The following is a 15,892-nucleotide window of genomic DNA, read 5'->3' as shown; positions in this document are numbered from 1 at the left end:
CCGCCCGTCGTCGCCGACGATGGACACCTCCGGTCGGTGGTGGTCGCTGTTCCACCTCGTGCTCGCCCTCCTCACCGGTGTGGGGTTCGTCTTCGGCGTCACCGGGGGTGACGACCCGCTGGTGCTCTACGCGCCGCTGGCGCTCGCGGCCGTCTTCTTCGGCGCGAGCGCCAGCCCGAGAGTTCGGTCCCACCCGGCCCATGTGCCCGTCGAGTTCGGCGTGCTCACCCTCTTGTTCGGGATGCAGGCGGTGAGCAACGACTCGCTGATCACTGCCGGGCTCGCGGCGCTGATGGCCGTCGGGACCCTCGTCGAGTTGTACAACTGGCGGACGGGCTCGACGCTGCTGCGGCTCGATTGAGCGGCCGGAACTCTCCGGCGCTCCCGCGAGCCGCCGCGGGGAGCACGTCGTGAGCCGCGGTCAGACCATCCTGCGGTGTCGCGGCGGTTCGGCCTCGCTGCCGACCGATCGCCCGCTACTCGACGCGCTCGGCGAACGCGAAGTTGGGTTTCACGTCGGTCACCGTGACCTCGATCTCCTCGCCCTCGTCGGCGCCGGCGACGAACACCGTGAACGAGTCGACCTTCGCGATGCCGTCGCCCTCCGTCCCGGTGTCGGTGATTTCGACCGTGAGCCGGTCGCCCGTCGCGACTGGCGCAGTGGTGAACCCCTTCGCGACCAGATACACCTCGCTGGAGGAGTCCCGCGAGGCGTCGGGGTCGACCCGTCGGACGTACTGGAACGACGCCTCGATGTCGGCTTCGAGGTCGTCCAGATCCTTCCCCTGGAACACCTTGGCGACGAAGTCGCCGCCGGGCTTCAGGAACTCCGTCGCGGTCTCGAAGGCGGTCCGGGCGAGGTGGACCGAGCGCGCGTGGTCGAGTTCGTACTCGCCGGTCATGTTCGGCGCCATGTCCGAGATCACCACGTCGGCCTCAGCGCCCCCGAGTTCGCGTCGGAGGTGGTCCCGCGTCTCTTCCTCGGTCATGTCGCCCGGGATCGTGCTCACCTGGTGGGTGTCGAGGTCGTCGATCCGCTGGAGGTCGACGCCGACGACTTTCCCTTGCGGGCCGACCTCCTCGGCGGCGACCTGCAGCCACCCGCCGGGGGCGGCGCCGAGGTCGACGACCGTGTCGCCGTCGTCGAACAGGTTCGCGGTCTCGTCGAGCTGCTGGAGCTTGTACGCCGAGCGGGCGCGGTACCCCTCCTGCTTGGCGCGGTTGTAGTAGTCGTCCTTTCCGGTCATCGTCGGCCACCCCGCCGAGAAACGGTGCGTGAACGCTTGTTCATACCGGTATCGACGCCGTCGACCCGGAAAGGGACATCGGATGGCGGTCGTTTCTTGTGTCGCCGACCAATTCGATCAGCGTGAACTCTTCGCTCAGAGGCAGAACATGAACGGGTACACCAGTGCGACTCGGTCGCCGTCGGCGAGCTTGGTCCCGAAGCCGTCGAGCAGTTCGTTGAACTTCCCGTTCACGAGCACGCGGGCGAACGCCCGGGTCCGCTCGCCCTCGGGGTTGCGCTCCCAGCGCCCCGGCGGCTCGCCCGGGTACTCCGCCCAGCCGCTGTGGGTCTCCTCGGCCTCGGTCTCGGCCAGCAGCATCTCCTCGCAGCCGTACGCCGCGAAGAAGGAATCGAGGAACGCCCCGAGCGTGTCGCCCTCGAACGTGAACTCGAACTCGTGGTCGCCGAGCTCCCGGCGGACGTGGCCGGTGGCTTTCACCTCGACAGTGGTCGTCGTCGCCTGTTCGGTTTCGACGGTGCTCATGTCGGAGAGTACAGTCGGCACCCGCATACGACTATAGCCGAACCTGTTCGGCCTCCCGCACTCAGTCGAGCACGGACTCCGGGAGGTACGCCGTCACCGTCCAGTTGGGGGCGTCGACCACCTGACTGATCTTGAGATCGACGGCCGCCGAGCAGAGCACGTAGGCGTCCGCCCGGGAGAGGCCGCGGCGCTCGTGGAGGTGGGCGATCATCCGCCGGACCGCCTCCTTCGTCGCGTCCATCAGGTCCGGCGCGATGCCGGTGGTGGCGTACATCGGCTCGTCCCGCCCGCTCGGGGTGAACGGGCCGGTAGTCTCGAACTCCGGCTGGGTTACGGACCGATCGGCGAGGTCGAACCGCGCGGTCACCGACATCGGTGCCTCGATGCCGGTGATGCAGACCTCGCCGTCACCCTGTGCGGCGTGGCAGTCACCCACGGAGAACAACGCGCCGGCGACCTCGACAGGGAGGTAGAGCGTCGAGCCGGCGGTGAGGTGTTTCACGTCCAGGTTACCGCCGACGTTCCGCGGGGGGATCGTGCTGGCCGGGGCCTCGACCGGGGCGACGCCGAGGTTTCCGGGAAACGGGGCGACGGGAACCGACACGGCCGGCGCGTCGTCGTCGCGGAAACGAGCGACCGGTGTGCCGTCGTCCGCCGCAGCGTCCAGATCCCACGCGCGGACGTGTGCCTCCGGGAACGACTCGGGCAGCAACCCTCCGCCGCTGTCGCCCGGCGGCACCGTGGTGACGCCCCATCCCTCGTGTTCGAACGCGAGCAGGTCGACCCGGAGCGTGTCGCCCGGCTCGGCGCCCGCGACCGCGACCGGGCCGGCGAGCGGATGGCCCTCGGCATCGACGGCGGCCACGTCCTCGGGCGTGGGCTCTCGCGGAAGCTGTCGGTCGTAAGCGTCCCGGCAGTCGAACTGGACGACCTCGCCAGGCTCGACGGTGATCGCCGGGTCGAGGTCGGGGTCCCACACGTAGTGGCGGTTGGCGGCCGTGTCGGCCAGTCGGTGGTCGGGGTCGGGCACGTCGTCGACGGCGAAGCGGCGGTCGGGCATACGGGGTATGGCGGCCGCCCCGGGATAACGGTGGCCCGAGCGCCTCCCGGACCGCCGATTGGTCAACGCTTTTCCCCCGTTCGCCCCAACGGTCGGACACATGAGCGACACCGACCTCGACTTCGTCCCGTTCGGCGAGAGCGGGCTCCAGACCAGCGAGATGCAGTTCGGGACGTGGCGGTTCGGCCGCGAGACCGAGGCGGGCAACCTCGAGATCGGCGAGGACCGGGCGAAGACGCTGCTCGACGCCTACGCCGACGCCGGGGGGCGCTACATCGACGCCGCCGACGTGTACGGCGGCGGGCAGGCCGAAGAGTGGATCGGCGACTGGCTGACCGAGCGCGACCGTGAGCGGTTCACGGTCGCCTCCAAGATCTACTGGCAGATCCGGGAGGGTGACCCCAACAGCCGCGGGACGAACCGGAAGAACCTCCGCCACCGAGTGGACGAGATCCTCGACCGGCTCGGGACGGAGTACGTCGACGTGCTCTACCTCCACCGCTGGGACGGCGAGACGCCGACCCGCGAGACGATGAAGACGCTGAACGGCCTCGTTGAGGAGGGGAAGGTCCACTACCTCGGCGCGTCGACGCTCTCGCCCAACGCGTGGCGGGTCGCGAAGGCCAACGAGATCGCCCGCGCGGAGGGCTGGGAGCCCTTTACCGTGCTCCAGCCACGCTACAACCTCGTCGACCGCGAGATCGAGGGGGACTACCTCCAGTTCGCCCGCGAGGAGGGGCTGGCGGTCTGTCCGTGGAGCCCGCTCGGACAGGGCTTTTTGACCGGGAAGTACGACCGCGAGGAGGGGCTGACCGGCGAGTCCCGCGCCGCCGAGTCGAGCCGATTCGAGAAAGCGTACCTCACGGAGACGAACTTCGACGTGCACGACGTGCTCGACGAGGTCGCCGACGAGGTGGGCGCGTCGCCGGCTCAGACCGCGCTAGCGTGGCTGATGCACCGCGACGGCGTGACCGCGCCGATCGTCGGCGCCCGGACGGTCGAGCAGTTGGAGGAGAACCTCGGCGCCGCGGCGATCGACCTGAGCGAGGAGCAGGTCGACCGACTGACCGAGGCGAAGGGCGGGCCGTACGCGAAGTTGTAGAAGTCGACGTAGTAACGGGCGCCCCTTCTCTTTGTGACTGGCGTAGTGGTTCTTGACGGGTCGAGAACACCGTGAAAGCCCCTCACCGCTCGACTCCCGGGACTCGTTGCGCTCCTCAGTCGCTCCGCTCCCTGCGGTCGCTCGTCCCTCGCGCCGGTCGCGCCCACAAGGGGCGTTCCTGCTTCGCGCCGACCGCGGTCGCGGTGCGGTGGCGGTGGACGCCTCGCCGGCGCCACGGTGGCGCCGGCGGGGGAGGGGTGGGGAATCGGTGCCGCGCCGGACCTCGTGTCCGGCGCAACAGTGCTGTTGGGTGGGACTGAAAGGGGCTGCCCGCTCGGGGAAGCACGGCGAAGTAAGCACTGGAACGACCGAAGGGAGTGAAGTCGTTCGAAAGGCGCTTCGCGCCTTTCGTGATGACGAGAGACGCCTCCGGCGTCTCTCGAACCACGCGCAGCGAGCCGCGCGACCCGAGCGGGTAGGGGCTTTCACAGTGTTGCTGTATCTCTTCCCCGTTCGATTTCGAACAGAGGCAAGCAGCTTCACGCTTCCCACAACCCAAACCCAACCACCGAATCCCGGAAACACTCCCACGGCACCGTACCCCTTATTCCTCCCCTCCACCCACCAATCAGCATGGTCGTAGACTTACGCTCCGACACCGTCACCAAACCCTCGGACGCGATGCGGGAGGCCGCCAAGAACGCCGACGTCGGCGACGACGTGTACCGCGACGATCCGAGCGTCAACGAGCTCGAGCGCCGCGCCGCCGAAATCCTCGGGAAGGAGGCCGGCCTGTTCGTCCCCAGCGGGACGATGGGCAACCAGGTCGCGATCCGAACCCACACCGACCGCGGGCAGGAGCTGCTCGCCGACGAGCACGCCCACGTCCTCAAGTGGGAACTCGGCGCGGTCGCCCAGCTGAGCAGCCTCCAGACGCGGCTGCTCGACTTCGGCGAGTCGGCCGTCCCGACGCCGGAGCAGGTGCGTGAGGGGCTCGTCGAGGAGGGGCTCCACGAGGCCGGCACGGGGCTGTTCTGTCTGGAGAACACCCACAACTACCGCGGCGGTGTCGCGATCTCGAAGGCCGAGATCGACGCCGCGGCCGAGGTCGCCCACGACCACGGCGTGCCCGTCCACTTAGACGGCGCGCGACTGTTCAACGCCGCCGAGTCGCTCGACACTGACGTCGCCGAACTGGCCGAGTCGGCCGACAGCGTGATGTTCTGCCTCTCGAAGGGGCTGGGCGCCCCCGTCGGCTCGATGCTCGTCGGCGAGGAGGAGTTCATCGACCGCGCGCGCCGGACCCGGAAGCTGTTCGGCGGCGGGATGCGGCAGGCCGGCATGATCGCCGCGCCCGGGCTGCTCGCACTGGAGAACCGCGGCCACCTCGCGGACGACCACCGGCGCGCCGAGCGCATCGCCGAGGGGCTGGGCGGGATCGACGGGATCGAGACGATCGAGCCCGACACCAACATCGTCGTCGCCGACGTGGCGGGGACGGGGCTGGACGCGGAGGCGTTCGTCGGGGAGATCGAACAGCACGGCGTGCTCGCGGTGGCGTTCGGCGAGACGACGGTGCGGTTTACCACGAACTGGGACGTGAGCGACGGCGATATCGAGGGAGCGATCGACTCGGTGCGGGCCGCGATGGCGGAACGCTGAGGCTGCCGGCCCGTTCCGACGGTCACCGGCGTTCCCAGTTTCTCGGAATCGTCGGGCCCGATTTTTGAGAGGGGGTACAACGATGAGGTAGAAGGACCATGTCCATCGCAACCCTCGAAGAAGACGTGTTCGGCGAAGCGCTAACGCCGCTCGAGCGTGTCGCTGCGGGGATTCCCGCCATACTCGCCGCGGCGGGTCACGTACTGCTGGTCGCCGTCGCCGCGCTGCTCGTGTTCGTGCTGGTGACGGCGCCCTGAGAGACGGCTCGACGCCCGTTTTTCGATCGAGTGGGACGACTCACGCGGTCTCGAACTCGAACCGTGCGCCGCCGTCCTCGCTCTCGGTGATCGACACCGACCAGCCGTGGGCCTCGGCGATGCTCTCGACGATCGGGAGGCCGAACCCCGTCCCCTCGTCGCTGGTGGTGACGCCCGTGTCGAACGGGTCGACGTCGTCGCCGATGCCGGGGCCGTCGTCGGCGACGAAAAAGCCCTCGCGGTCGGGCAGCGTGCCGACGGTGACCGTCGGCTCGGCGCCGGCGTGTTCGACCGCGTTTCGGTAGAGGTTCTCGAACAGCTCGATCAGCCGGTCGGGGTCGGCGTCCATCGTCCCGTCGGCGTCGACGGCCAGCGACGCCCCGTCGGTCGCGACGTGGTTCCACGCCTGCCGTGCGACGGCGTCGAGGTCGATCCGCTGGGTCTCGCCCACGTCCTGTCCCTCGCGGGCCAGCGTCAGCAGATCGGTGACGAGGTGATTCATCCGGTCGAGCGCGTCTTCGGCGTTGTCGAGTTTCCCGAGGTCGCCAGTCTCCCTGACGAGATCGAGATAGCCCGATGCGACGTTGAGGGGGTTGCGCAAGTCGTGGGAGACGACGCTCGCGAACTGATCGAGGCGCTCGTTCTGCCGGCGGAGCTCGGCCTCGCGCTCCCGCCGTTCGCTCACGTCGGAGTAGATGGCGTAGCCGGGCGCGTTCGCTTCGCCGACCTCGAGTGGTGTGACCTGCAGCAGGAAGTGTTTGGTGCCGTCGGCGGTGTCGCGTTCGACCTCGGTCTGGACCCGTTCGCCGTTCGCGAGCTGCTCGTTGTACGAGTCGGCCTCCGTCTCGGTCTCGGACGGGACGATGTACTCGTCGAGGGACTCGCCCTCGATCTCGTCGGCGTCGTAGCCGAACGTGCGCTCGAACGCGCCGTTGACCCGGCGAACGATCGGCTCGCCGTCGATCATCTCGTAGGAGACGGCGGCACCGGGGATGTTCTCGAACAGCGCTTCGAAGCTGTCACGTTGGCGTCGGAGGTCGGCCTCCGCGCGGACGCGCTGCAGCGCCACCGCGACGTGGGCCATCAGCAGCTCCGCGAGCTCGAGATCCTCCTCGTCGAACGCCTCGGGCTCGGTCGAGACCGCCTGAAACACACCGAGGTCGCCGACCGGCACCGAGATCGCCGACTCGAACTCCGGGCTGGTGGGCCGGGAGTCGGGGTCGCTGTGGATGTCCGTGAGCAGGAACGAGTCGCCGGTGCGGGCGGTCTTGCCCGCGATCCCCTCGGAGATGTGCATCTTCCGGCCCGCGTCCGCGGCGATGCCGCCCGACTCCGCGACGGGGACGAGCATGTCGCCCTCCCGGAGGTCGAGCTTGCTCATGTCCAGATCGAGCACGTCCTCGGCGGCGTCGATCGCGATGTCGAGCAGCTGCGCCTCCGTCTCGACGGCGCCAAGCTCCATCGCCGACGTGTGGAGCCGCTCGATCACCCGTCGGGACTCCCGGAGCGCCTCCTCCGAGCGGATGCGGTCGAGCGTCGACTCCGCGTAGCCGACCAGCAGCTCCACGAGTTCGAGATCCTCCTCGTCGAACGTGCCGGTCTCGTCGGAGATCACCTGGAACACGCCGGAACTCCCGACGGGGACGCTGATCGCGGACCTGACCGTCTCGTTGGCCGGTTCGGCGTCGGGGTTGACCTCGGCGTTATCGATGAGGAACGAGCGCTCCTCGTTGTACGTCCGGCCGACGATGCCCGCTTCGGTCGACACCCGGTCCAGCCTGTCGGTCCGGCCGCCGACCGGGTGCAGTTCACCGTCCTGTTCCATCAGGAGCACCGACTGGTCGAGTTCGAGCACGTCCGCCGCGATGTCGACCACCCGCTGGTACAGCGCCGACTCGGTCTCGGCCCCGATCAACGACGGTGCGGCCTCGTGGAGTCGGGTGATCCGAACCTGGCGGTCGCGGAGGCTCTGCTGGGCGCGTATCCGGGCGTCGACCTGTGCACCGTGGTTAGCCAGTAGCTGGGCGAACTCCAGATCGGTCTCGTCGTAGCTCCCCACCTCGGGCGAGAGGCCGCCGAACACGCCGATATCGCCGAAAGGGACCGCGATACCGGAGCGTAACTCCTCGACGCGTTGTTCGGCGACCGGGTGGTTCTCGATGTCGTCGACGATCGCCGGCTCGCCGGTCCGGCGCACCGCCGAGAGGATGCCGAACCCCGGATCGGCCGTCTCCGGAGTATCCGGGTCGGTCGAGGCCGCGAGCCGGAACCCGTCGCCGTCGTAGAGATAGAGCACCGCGATACCGAACCCGAGCACTTCGGTCCCGATCTCGACGATCCGCTGGTGGAGCTTCGACCGCTCCTCGAACCCGACGAGCTCCGCCGAACCCTCGTGGAGTCGGGCGATCCGCTCGCGGTTGGGCGTGCCGCCGACGGCCGCCGTCACACGGTCGCCGAGACCGGTCGCGGAGTCGTCGTCCGCGTCCCCTTCCTCGCTCCGCGTGGTGATCGTCTCCCCCTGACAGTCGACGATCGGGCAGCCGGCCTCGGAGGCCGCAGCCGCCAGCGACGCCGGGATCGAGTCGCCACAGGCGATCAGACAGTCCGGATGTGACTCCTCGAACGCAGCGAGCGCCGCCCCGGGCGCCTCGACGCGACCGGCGAACCCGTCCCGATCGAGCAGCGATCCCGCTGCCCCGCAGGGGTTCTCGCCGACCACGAGGATCTCGGTTCGATGTGCCACAGTGTAGACAGCTACTGTTTCTCTTGCGAGATGGTCGCATATGTGTTTCGGTGGAGCGTCTCACAGGGGCGTCTGATGCCCCCGGTAAGGTTCGGGGTACGCCGCCGGGTCAGGGGCTCCCGTCCGTCGGTGATCGAACGACTCGCCCGCACGAACCCCGGAATCCTTTTGCCCGGCGGTTGACCACATCCGGTAATGAGTGAGCTCGAGAGCGAGTACCGTCTCGACTACTTCGCCGAGAACGGGTTCGAACGGCAGACCTGTTCGTCGTGTGGCGCCCACTTCTGGAGCCGCGTCGAGCGCGACACCTGCGGGGAGCCCCCCTGTGAGGACTACGGGTTCATCGACGATCCCGGGTTCGACGAGTCGTACTCGCTGGCGGAGATGCGCGAGGCGTTCCTCTCCTTCTTCGAGGAGCACGACCACCAGCGGGTCGACCCCGCGCCAGTCGCCGCCAATCGCTGGCGCGACGACGTGCTCCTGACGCAGGCGTCGATCTACGACTTCCAACCACACGTCACCAGCGGCGAGTCGCCGCCGCCGGCGAACCCCCTCGTGGTTTCCCAGCCCTGCATCCGGATGCAGGACATCGACAACGTCGGGAAAACCGGCCGGCACACGATGGCGTTCGAGATGGGCGGCCACCACGCGTTCAACGCCGACGAGGGGACGGACTACGCCTACGAGGGCGAAGTGTACTGGAAGGACCAGTGTGTCGAGTACTGCGAGGAGTTCTTCTCGTCGATGGGCGTCCCCCGCGAGGAGATCACGTTCATCGAGGACCCGTGGGTCGGCGGCGGCAACGCCGGCCCCGCCTTCGAGGTGATCTACAAGGGGCTCGAACTGGCGACGCTCGTCTTCATGATGCTCGAACAGGACCCCGACGGCGAGTACGAGATGAAGGACGGCAACACGTACGCCGAGATGGATCGCCGGGTCGTCGACACGGGGTACGGGATCGAGCGCTGGACGTGGATGAGTCAGGGGACGCCCACGGTGTACGAGGCGATCTACCCCGAGTCCATCGAGTTCCTGAAGGACAACGCCGGGATCGAGATGACCGAGGAGGAGGCCGATCTCGTCCACCGCGCCTCCAAGCTGGCGGGCCACATGGACATCGACGAGGCCGAGGACATGGAGGCTGCCCGCGACACCATCGCCGAACGGCTGGACGTGAGCGTCGAGCGGCTCGAGGAACTGATGGAGCCGCTGGAGTCGATCTACGCGATCGCCGACCACGCGCGCTGTCTGGCCTACATGTTCGGCGACGAGATCGTCCCCTCGAACGTCGGCACGGGCTACCTCGCCCGGATGGTGCTCCGCCGGACGAAGCGACTCGTCGACGACGTGGGGATCGACGTGCCGCTGGACGAGCTGGTCGACCGAGAGGCCGAGCGGCTGGGGTACGAGAACCGCGACACGATCCGCGACATCGTCCGCACCGAGGAGCGCAAGTACGAGGAGACGCTCGAACGCGGCCGACGGAAGGTCCAGCAGCTGGCCGACGACCACGCCGCGGCCGGGACGCCGATCCCGACGGAGCAGCTGATCGAGCTGTACGACTCTCACGGGATCCAGCCGTCGATGGTGGCCGAGATCGCCCGCGAGCGCGGCGCCGAGGTGAACGAGCCCGACGACTTCTACTCGCTGGTCGCCGAGCGCCACGACGCCGAGGAGGCGCTCGAAGAGGCGGATCAGGAGGAGGACCGCGTCGGGGACCTCCCGGCGACCGACCAGCTCTACTACGAGGATCAGGACCGCATGGAGTTCGAAGCGGTCGTCCTCGACGTCCTCGACCGCGAGGAGGGGTACGACGTCGTACTCGACCAGACGATGTTCTACCCCGAGGGCGGCGGCCAGCCCGCCGACCACGGGACGCTCGTCAGCGAGGACGGCAGCGTCGAGGTGGTCGACGTCCAGCGCCGCGACGGCGTGATCCTGCACCGGACCACTGACAGCCCCGGGAAAGGCGAGTTCGTCACCGGAAAAATCGACGCCGAGCGCCGGCACCGCCTGATGCAGCACCACACCGCGACCCACATCGTCGGTGCGGCCGCGCGGCGGGTGCTCGGCGACCACGTCCGGCAGGCCGGCGCCCAGAAGGGCGTCGACAGTTCACGGCTGGACGTGAACCACTACGACCGCGTGAGCCGCGAGGAGGTCAAGCAGATCGAGCACGTCGCCAACGAGATGGTGACCGACAACACCAGCGTCCGCCAGGAGTGGCCCGAGCGCCACGAGGCCGAGGCCGAGCACGGCTTCGACCTCTACCAGGGCGGGATCCCGCCGGGAGAGAACATCCGCCTGATCCACGTCGGCGACGACGTGCAGGCCTGTGGCGGCACCCACGTCGACCGGACCGGCGACGTGGGGACGATCAAGATCCTGAACACCGAGCCCGTGCAGGACGGCGTCGAGCGGTTCGTGTTCGCCGCGGGGGCGGCCGCGATCGACGCGACACAGGCGACCGAGGACGCGCTCTACGACGCGGCCGACACGTTCGACGTGAACCCCCAAGAGGTGCCCGACGCCGCCGAGCGGTTCTTCACCGAGTGGAAGGAGCGCGGGAAGACGATCGAGGACCTCAAATCGCAGCTCGCGGAAGCCCGTGCGGGCGGCGGCGAGGACGCCGAGGAGGTCGACGTCGACGGCGCGACCGCCGTGATCCAGCGCATCGACGCCGACGCCGACGAGCTGCAGGCCACCGCGAACGCGCTGGTCGAGGACGGAAAGGTCGCGGTCGTCGGCTCCGGCGCCGACGGCTCCGCACAGATCGTCGTCGGCGTCCCCGACGGCGTCGACATCGACGCCGGGGAGGTCATCGGCGAGCTCGCCCGCAAAGTCGGCGGCGGCGGCGGCGGCCCGCCGGACTTCGCACAGGGCGGCGGCCCGGACGTGGAGGCGCTCGACGAGGCGCTGGACGAGGCGCCCGACGTGCTGCGCCAGAAGCAGACGGCGTAAGCGGCGGTTTTTCGGACGATCCCGGCACAAAGGTTTCAACCGACGGCGCGGGAGTGTGGGTATGCGGAAATCGGCCCCCGTCGTCGCGCTCGCGGCTGTGATCCTCCTCGCCGGCTGTCTCGGCGGCGTCGGCACGCCCGGAACAGACAGGTCGGCGACCCCGACGCAGACGGCGACTGAGACGCCGACAGTGACACCCGCCACGAGTACGGACGGGTCCGAGCGCGTCGTCGCGTTCGAGGAGCTGAACGACCAACAGCAGCACGCGTTCCGGGACGCGATCGACGGCGAGGCGAGCTTTGTCCCGAACACGTCGTACGTGAACGACTCCGCGGGGTACGACTTCGAGCACGTCGACTCGTTCCAGGAGCACGAGTACGTCCGATATGAGAGCGAGTTGTACGAGATCTCCACCCATTCCGGGGAGCTGTACGCCTCCTACCAGATCCGAACGTCCGTCGACACGCCCGGCGGGAACGCGACCGTCGTCGCGCTCGAAGACCTCCCGGACCGCGTTCGCGACGAAGTCCGGACCGCGATCACCGAGGGCGAGTACTACGCGCCGTACGGGAAGTGGGGCTCGCTCCCCGAGTCCCTACAGGACGTGGAGTACGTCCGGTACGAGAACGAGACCTACGAGACGGGCTACGTCGTCGGCGACGCGTGGGCGACAGTGGTGACAGTCGAGAAAATCGAGTGAGGGCGACCGACCGCGACCGTTACCGCTTCTCCAGTCGCCCGTCACACTGCGGACAGCTGTCGGGTGCCGCCCCGGCGAGCTCCGTCGTCCGCTTGTTGTAGCAGTCCGAACAGAGCAGTGTCCCACAGCGTCGGCACTCGTAGCCGTCGTAGCTCGCGAGGCCGAGCGCGTCCTTGAGCCCCCCACCCGTGGCGTCGAGCTGTACGCCACAGCGTTCGCACGTAGGCATGGCCGAACCGTCAGTATCGACGTGTTTCAACCTGTTCATCGGTTCTCCGCCGGAACGGTCAACACCGGCCCGGCCGAACCGCCGCCCGTGCCTCACGCGAACAACGACGGCGTCTCGCTGTACTACGAGAGCGACGGCAACGGCGAGGCGGTGCTGTGTTGTGGCGACGTCGGCCTCGGCGCGTGGCAGTGGGGCTGGCAGCACGCCGCCCTCGCCGGGCCGTACGAACTGATCGTGGCCGACACGCGCGGCTGCGGGCGTTCCGACGATCCGCCAGCGGACTGCACCGTCGAGACGCTGGCCGACGACGCCGTGGCGGTGCTGCGGGACCACGGCGTGCGGTCGGCCCACGTCGTCGGCGCCGGTCTCGGCGGGATGGTCGCACTCGAACTCGCCCGCACGACCGGCCGCGTCCAATCGCTCACGCTGTTCGGCACCGCGCTCTCGGGCGACAGCTACGATCCCGAGCCCATGTTCGCGCCGCCGAGCGACGAGGCGGCGCTCCGGACGTCGGTGGAGTCGGCGCTCTCTCGGGAGTTCGTCGACGAGCAGGCTGACGCGATCAGCCAGCTCGTGGAGTGGCGCGCCGCCGAGGACGCCGACCGCGAGTCTTGGGAGCGACAGGCCGCCGCCCTCGAACCCTTCGCCGTCGAGAAGCCCTACGAGATCACCGAGCCGACACTCGTGGTCCACGGCGGCGACGACCGGCTCTGCCCGCCGGCTCGGGGGCGCGAGCTCGCCGAGGAGCTGCCGAACGCGGAGCTGTTCGGGGTAGAAGGCGCCGGCCACCTCGTCGGCGTCGAGGCGTCGAAGGTCGTCAACGACCGGCTGCGGACGTTCCTGGAGTCGGCGTAGGGCGCGGTCGGCTTTAACTACCCGTCGCCCGAACGCGAACCATGGATCGACGGAGAGTGGCGGGCGGCGGCCTCCTCGTCGCCGGCCTGCTGAGCTACGGCGTCGGGCTCTACGTTCCCTACCCCGGTCGGGCGTTCTCGCTGACGGCGGTGATGGTGGGGATCGTGCTCGTGACGACAGGGGCCGGCCCGCAGGCGGAGGGAGCGCCGTGACGCTCCAAGCGGTCGTCTACACGGGCGCCGGCGTCGAGGAGTACGACGACGTGGGCGCGGCCGTCGACGCTCCGGGCGAGACGTGGATCCACGCCTCCGCGGGCGAACGGTCGGATCTGGACGCGATCAGGGACCGCTTCGACATCCACCCGCTGGCCGTCGAGGACGCCCTCGACGAGAACACCCGGCCGAAGACCGAGGAGTACGGCGACCACACGTTCGTGCTGATGAAGACGACCCGGCTGAGTCAGCGCGACAACGTGGCGTTCGGGAAGGAGATCCACACCCAGTCGGTCGGGCTGTTCGTCGGCGACGGCTGGCTGGTGACGATCGCGCCGCCCGAGCTCGAACTGGTGGCGCCGACGGCCCCCGCCTGGACCCGGGACAGCAGCCGCGTCGCCGACCGCGGCGCGGACTTCCTCGCCTACCGCGTGCTCGACGCGATCGTCGACGACTACTTCGACGTGCTCGACGAGATCGAGACCGACATCGAGGCCGTCGAGGAGCGGGTGCTCCACGACCCCGAGCCGGAGATCCTCGAGGAGCTCAACGGCGTGCGCCGGGACCTGCTGGCGTTCCGGAAGGTGGCGTGGCCCGCCCGAGAGGCCGTCTCCTCGCTCGCCCGCGGCGACGTGCCCCAGGTCGCCGAGAGCAACGAGAAGTACTTCCGGGACGTCTCCGACCACCTCGTGCAGGTGGTGGACCTGATCGAGACGTACCGGGACCTGACCGGCGGCTCGCGGGACATCTACCTCAACGCCGTCTCCCAGTCGACAAACGACGTGATGAAGACGCTGACCGTGGTCGCGGCGATCTTCATCCCGCTGACGTTCGTCGTCGGGGTCTACGGGATGAACTTCGCGGGGACGCCCTTCGCGATGCCCGAACTCGGCTGGACGTACGGCTACCCGGCGACGATGCTCGGGATGGCACTGGTGGCGATGCTGCTGCTCGGCCACTTCCGCCGGCAGGGGTGGCTCTAACAGCGACTGGTGGCGGTGGAGACATGTAGGACCGCCGAGTATCGGGACTCGTGTCCCACCCGTTCGTCGACGAGGAGACCGGCGCGATAGATCGAGAGCGCGTTCTCTCGGAGGCGATCCCCCTCGGGAAACTCGTCCTGTTGGTCGCCGCGACGGCGTTTCTCCCCTTCTCGATCGTGTTACTGTTCGGGAGCTTCTCCGTTCTCGGGACAGTGTTCACGCTCCTGGCCCAGTTCGTCCTCGCGGTCGGGACCGGGATCGTCCTGCTCTACGTCGTCGCCCGAGGGATCCAGATCGCCGAGCAGTGACTCGCTACGGCAGCCGATCGCCGGGACCGAACCCCTCTTGATTCCGCGCCGATCAGGCTTCCGTAGTGGCACTGATCGACATCTTCGTCTCGGCCATCCTGCCGATCGTCCTGATCGCGGGGGTCGGGTTCACCCTCGGCCGGGCGAGGGACGTGGAGCCCGGGCCGCTCAACACGGCGACGGTGTACGTGCTCGCGCCGGCACTGGTGCTCCACAGCCTGCTCGATACGGGGTTGGGCGGCGAGACGCTGCTCCGCCTCGCCGCGGCGGTCACCGCGTTCACGCTGGGGATGGCGGCGCTGGTGGAGCTCTCGGGCCGGCTGCTCGGCGTCGACGACGCGACGCTGTCTGCGCTGGTGCTCGTCTCGACGTTCCCCAACGCCGGCAACTACGGCATCCCCGTCAGCGACTTCGCGTTCGGCAGCGTCGGCCGGGGGGTGGCGGTGCTGTACGTCGCCGCCCAGTCGGTGTTGATGTACACCGTCGGCGTGTACGTCGCCTCCCGCGGCGGCGGGAGCGCGGGGCTGGGCGCGCTCAGGCGCGTGTTCCGCATCCCGCTGATCTACGCGGTCGCCGCGGGGCTGCTGATGCGGGCGCTGGGGCTCGTGCCCGCGGGCGGATCGACGGCGATGGAGACGCTGCGACTGGTCGGCGACGCCTCGATCCCCGTGATGCTGCTGATCCTCGGCATCCAGCTCGCGAACACCGACTTCGGCGCCGCGCCGTTCCAGATCGGCGTCGCGAGCGTGGGGAAGATGGTCGTCGCGCCCGCGGTCGCGGTCGGCGTCGCCCTGCTGGTCGGCTTCGAGGAGCCCACCGTCGCCCGGACGTTCGTGCTGGAGTCGGCGATGCCCGCGGCGGTGACGCCGCTGGTGCTGCTGATCGAGTTCGCCGACGACGTGGAGGTCGGCGGCGTCAGCGCGCCGGAGTTCGTCTCGACGGCGGTGGCGGCGACGACGCTGCTGTCGGTGCCGGTGCTGACGGTGCTGATCTCGGTGTTGCAGTCGGGCGCGCTCGTGTAGTCTTCCTCGTTGCTTCGCCGTGACGC

The 15,892-nt window shown here is 69.1% G+C and carries 16 protein-coding genes; 11 read left to right on the top strand and 5 right to left on the bottom strand.

What is annotated here, in order from left to right:
- The first annotated feature begins 19 nt into the window (after positions 1 to 19).
- Positions 20 to 361, top strand: a complete 342-nt coding sequence (locus tag BN1959_RS02495) for a hypothetical protein (protein ID WP_053947141.1) — start codon at positions 20 to 22, stop codon at positions 359 to 361.
- 115 nt (positions 362 to 476) lie between these two features.
- Here BN1959_RS02495 and BN1959_RS02490 read toward each other — a convergent pair whose 3' ends face one another.
- From BN1959_RS02490 to BN1959_RS02480, 3 genes are all read right to left on the bottom strand, one after another.
- A complete protein-coding gene (locus BN1959_RS02490) occupies positions 477 to 1,247 on the bottom strand; it encodes a 23S rRNA (uridine(2552)-2'-O)-methyltransferase (RefSeq protein ID WP_053947140.1) in 771 nt (256 codons plus the stop codon).
- A gap of 135 nt (positions 1,248 to 1,382) precedes the next feature.
- Positions 1,383 to 1,772 carry a MoaD/ThiS family protein gene (locus BN1959_RS02485; protein WP_237560297.1) on the bottom strand — a complete coding sequence of 130 codons (390 nt, stop codon included), beginning with the start codon at positions 1,770 to 1,772 and terminating at the stop codon, positions 1,383 to 1,385.
- A gap of 61 nt (positions 1,773 to 1,833) precedes the next feature.
- A complete protein-coding gene (locus tag BN1959_RS02480; RefSeq protein WP_053947138.1) occupies positions 1,834 to 2,832 on the bottom strand; it encodes an acetamidase/formamidase family protein in 999 nt (332 codons plus the stop codon).
- Positions 2,833 to 2,932: 100 nt separating this feature from the next.
- Here BN1959_RS02480 and BN1959_RS02475 point away from each other — a divergent pair, with 100 nt between their 5' ends.
- From BN1959_RS02475 to BN1959_RS14620, 3 genes are all read left to right on the top strand, one after another.
- Positions 2,933 to 3,934: an aldo/keto reductase gene (locus BN1959_RS02475; protein ID WP_053947137.1), complete on the top strand. Its 1,002-nt coding sequence runs from the start codon at positions 2,933 to 2,935 to the stop codon at positions 3,932 to 3,934.
- 633 nt (positions 3,935 to 4,567) lie between these two features.
- Positions 4,568 to 5,596 (top strand): threonine aldolase family protein, encoded by a 1,029-nt coding sequence (locus BN1959_RS02470; RefSeq protein ID WP_053947136.1) that lies wholly within the window; start codon positions 4,568 to 4,570, stop codon positions 5,594 to 5,596.
- Positions 5,597 to 5,694: 98 nt separating this feature from the next.
- The gene (locus tag BN1959_RS14620) at positions 5,695 to 5,853 is read left to right on the top strand and encodes a hypothetical protein (protein ID WP_154018210.1); all 159 of its coding nucleotides are present in this window, start codon (positions 5,695 to 5,697) and stop codon (positions 5,851 to 5,853) included.
- A 40-nt stretch (positions 5,854 to 5,893) separates the two neighbouring features.
- On the opposite strand, the gene BN1959_RS02465 is transcribed toward BN1959_RS14620, so the two are convergent.
- The gene (locus tag BN1959_RS02465; RefSeq protein WP_053947135.1) at positions 5,894 to 8,596 is read right to left on the bottom strand and encodes a GAF domain-containing protein; all 2,703 of its coding nucleotides are present in this window, start codon (positions 8,594 to 8,596) and stop codon (positions 5,894 to 5,896) included.
- Positions 8,597 to 8,791: 195 nt separating this feature from the next.
- Between BN1959_RS02465 and alaS the strand changes: the two genes are divergently transcribed.
- Together alaS and BN1959_RS02455 are read left to right on the top strand one after the other, a co-directional pair.
- On the top strand, positions 8,792 to 11,557 hold the full coding sequence (gene alaS, locus BN1959_RS02460) for an alanine--tRNA ligase (protein WP_053947134.1): 2,766 nt from the start codon (positions 8,792 to 8,794) through the stop codon (positions 11,555 to 11,557).
- Between the two features lie 61 nt (positions 11,558 to 11,618).
- Positions 11,619 to 12,257, top strand: a complete 639-nt coding sequence (locus BN1959_RS02455) for a hypothetical protein (RefSeq protein ID WP_053947133.1) — start codon at positions 11,619 to 11,621, stop codon at positions 12,255 to 12,257.
- 19 nt (positions 12,258 to 12,276) lie between these two features.
- On the opposite strand, the gene BN1959_RS02450 is transcribed toward BN1959_RS02455, so the two are convergent.
- Positions 12,277 to 12,486 carry a hypothetical protein gene (locus tag BN1959_RS02450; RefSeq protein ID WP_053947132.1) on the bottom strand — a complete coding sequence of 70 codons (210 nt, stop codon included), beginning with the start codon at positions 12,484 to 12,486 and terminating at the stop codon, positions 12,277 to 12,279.
- 87 nt (positions 12,487 to 12,573) lie between these two features.
- Between BN1959_RS02450 and BN1959_RS02445 the strand changes: the two genes are divergently transcribed.
- From BN1959_RS02445 to BN1959_RS02430, 5 genes are all read left to right on the top strand, one after another.
- Entirely contained in the window at positions 12,574 to 13,341 is a 768-nt protein-coding gene (locus BN1959_RS02445; protein ID WP_053947131.1) for an alpha/beta fold hydrolase, read from the top strand.
- A gap of 41 nt (positions 13,342 to 13,382) precedes the next feature.
- Positions 13,383 to 13,553, top strand: coding sequence for a hypothetical protein (locus BN1959_RS14965; RefSeq protein WP_202594633.1), 171 nt, complete (start codon positions 13,383 to 13,385; stop codon positions 13,551 to 13,553).
- A complete protein-coding gene (gene corA, locus BN1959_RS02440; RefSeq protein ID WP_053947130.1) occupies positions 13,550 to 14,536 on the top strand; it encodes a magnesium/cobalt transporter CorA in 987 nt (328 codons plus the stop codon). The genes BN1959_RS14965 and corA overlap by 4 nt, the downstream gene beginning before the upstream one ends.
- A 50-nt stretch (positions 14,537 to 14,586) precedes the next feature.
- Positions 14,587 to 14,844 (top strand): hypothetical protein, encoded by a 258-nt coding sequence (locus tag BN1959_RS02435; protein ID WP_053947129.1) that lies wholly within the window; start codon positions 14,587 to 14,589, stop codon positions 14,842 to 14,844.
- A gap of 65 nt (positions 14,845 to 14,909) precedes the next feature.
- Complete coding sequence (locus tag BN1959_RS02430) at positions 14,910 to 15,866, top strand: AEC family transporter (RefSeq protein WP_053947128.1); 957 nt, start codon at positions 14,910 to 14,912, stop codon at positions 15,864 to 15,866.
- Positions 15,867 to 15,892 lie beyond the last annotated feature (26 nt).

Origin of the sequence: Halolamina sediminis, assembly GCF_001282785.1 — an archaeon.
Taxonomy (GTDB): Archaea; Halobacteriota; Halobacteria; order Halobacteriales; family Haloferacaceae; genus Halolamina; species Halolamina sediminis.
The sequence above is the reverse complement of the archived record's forward strand: the minus strand, read 5'-3'. Positions and strand labels throughout refer to the sequence as shown.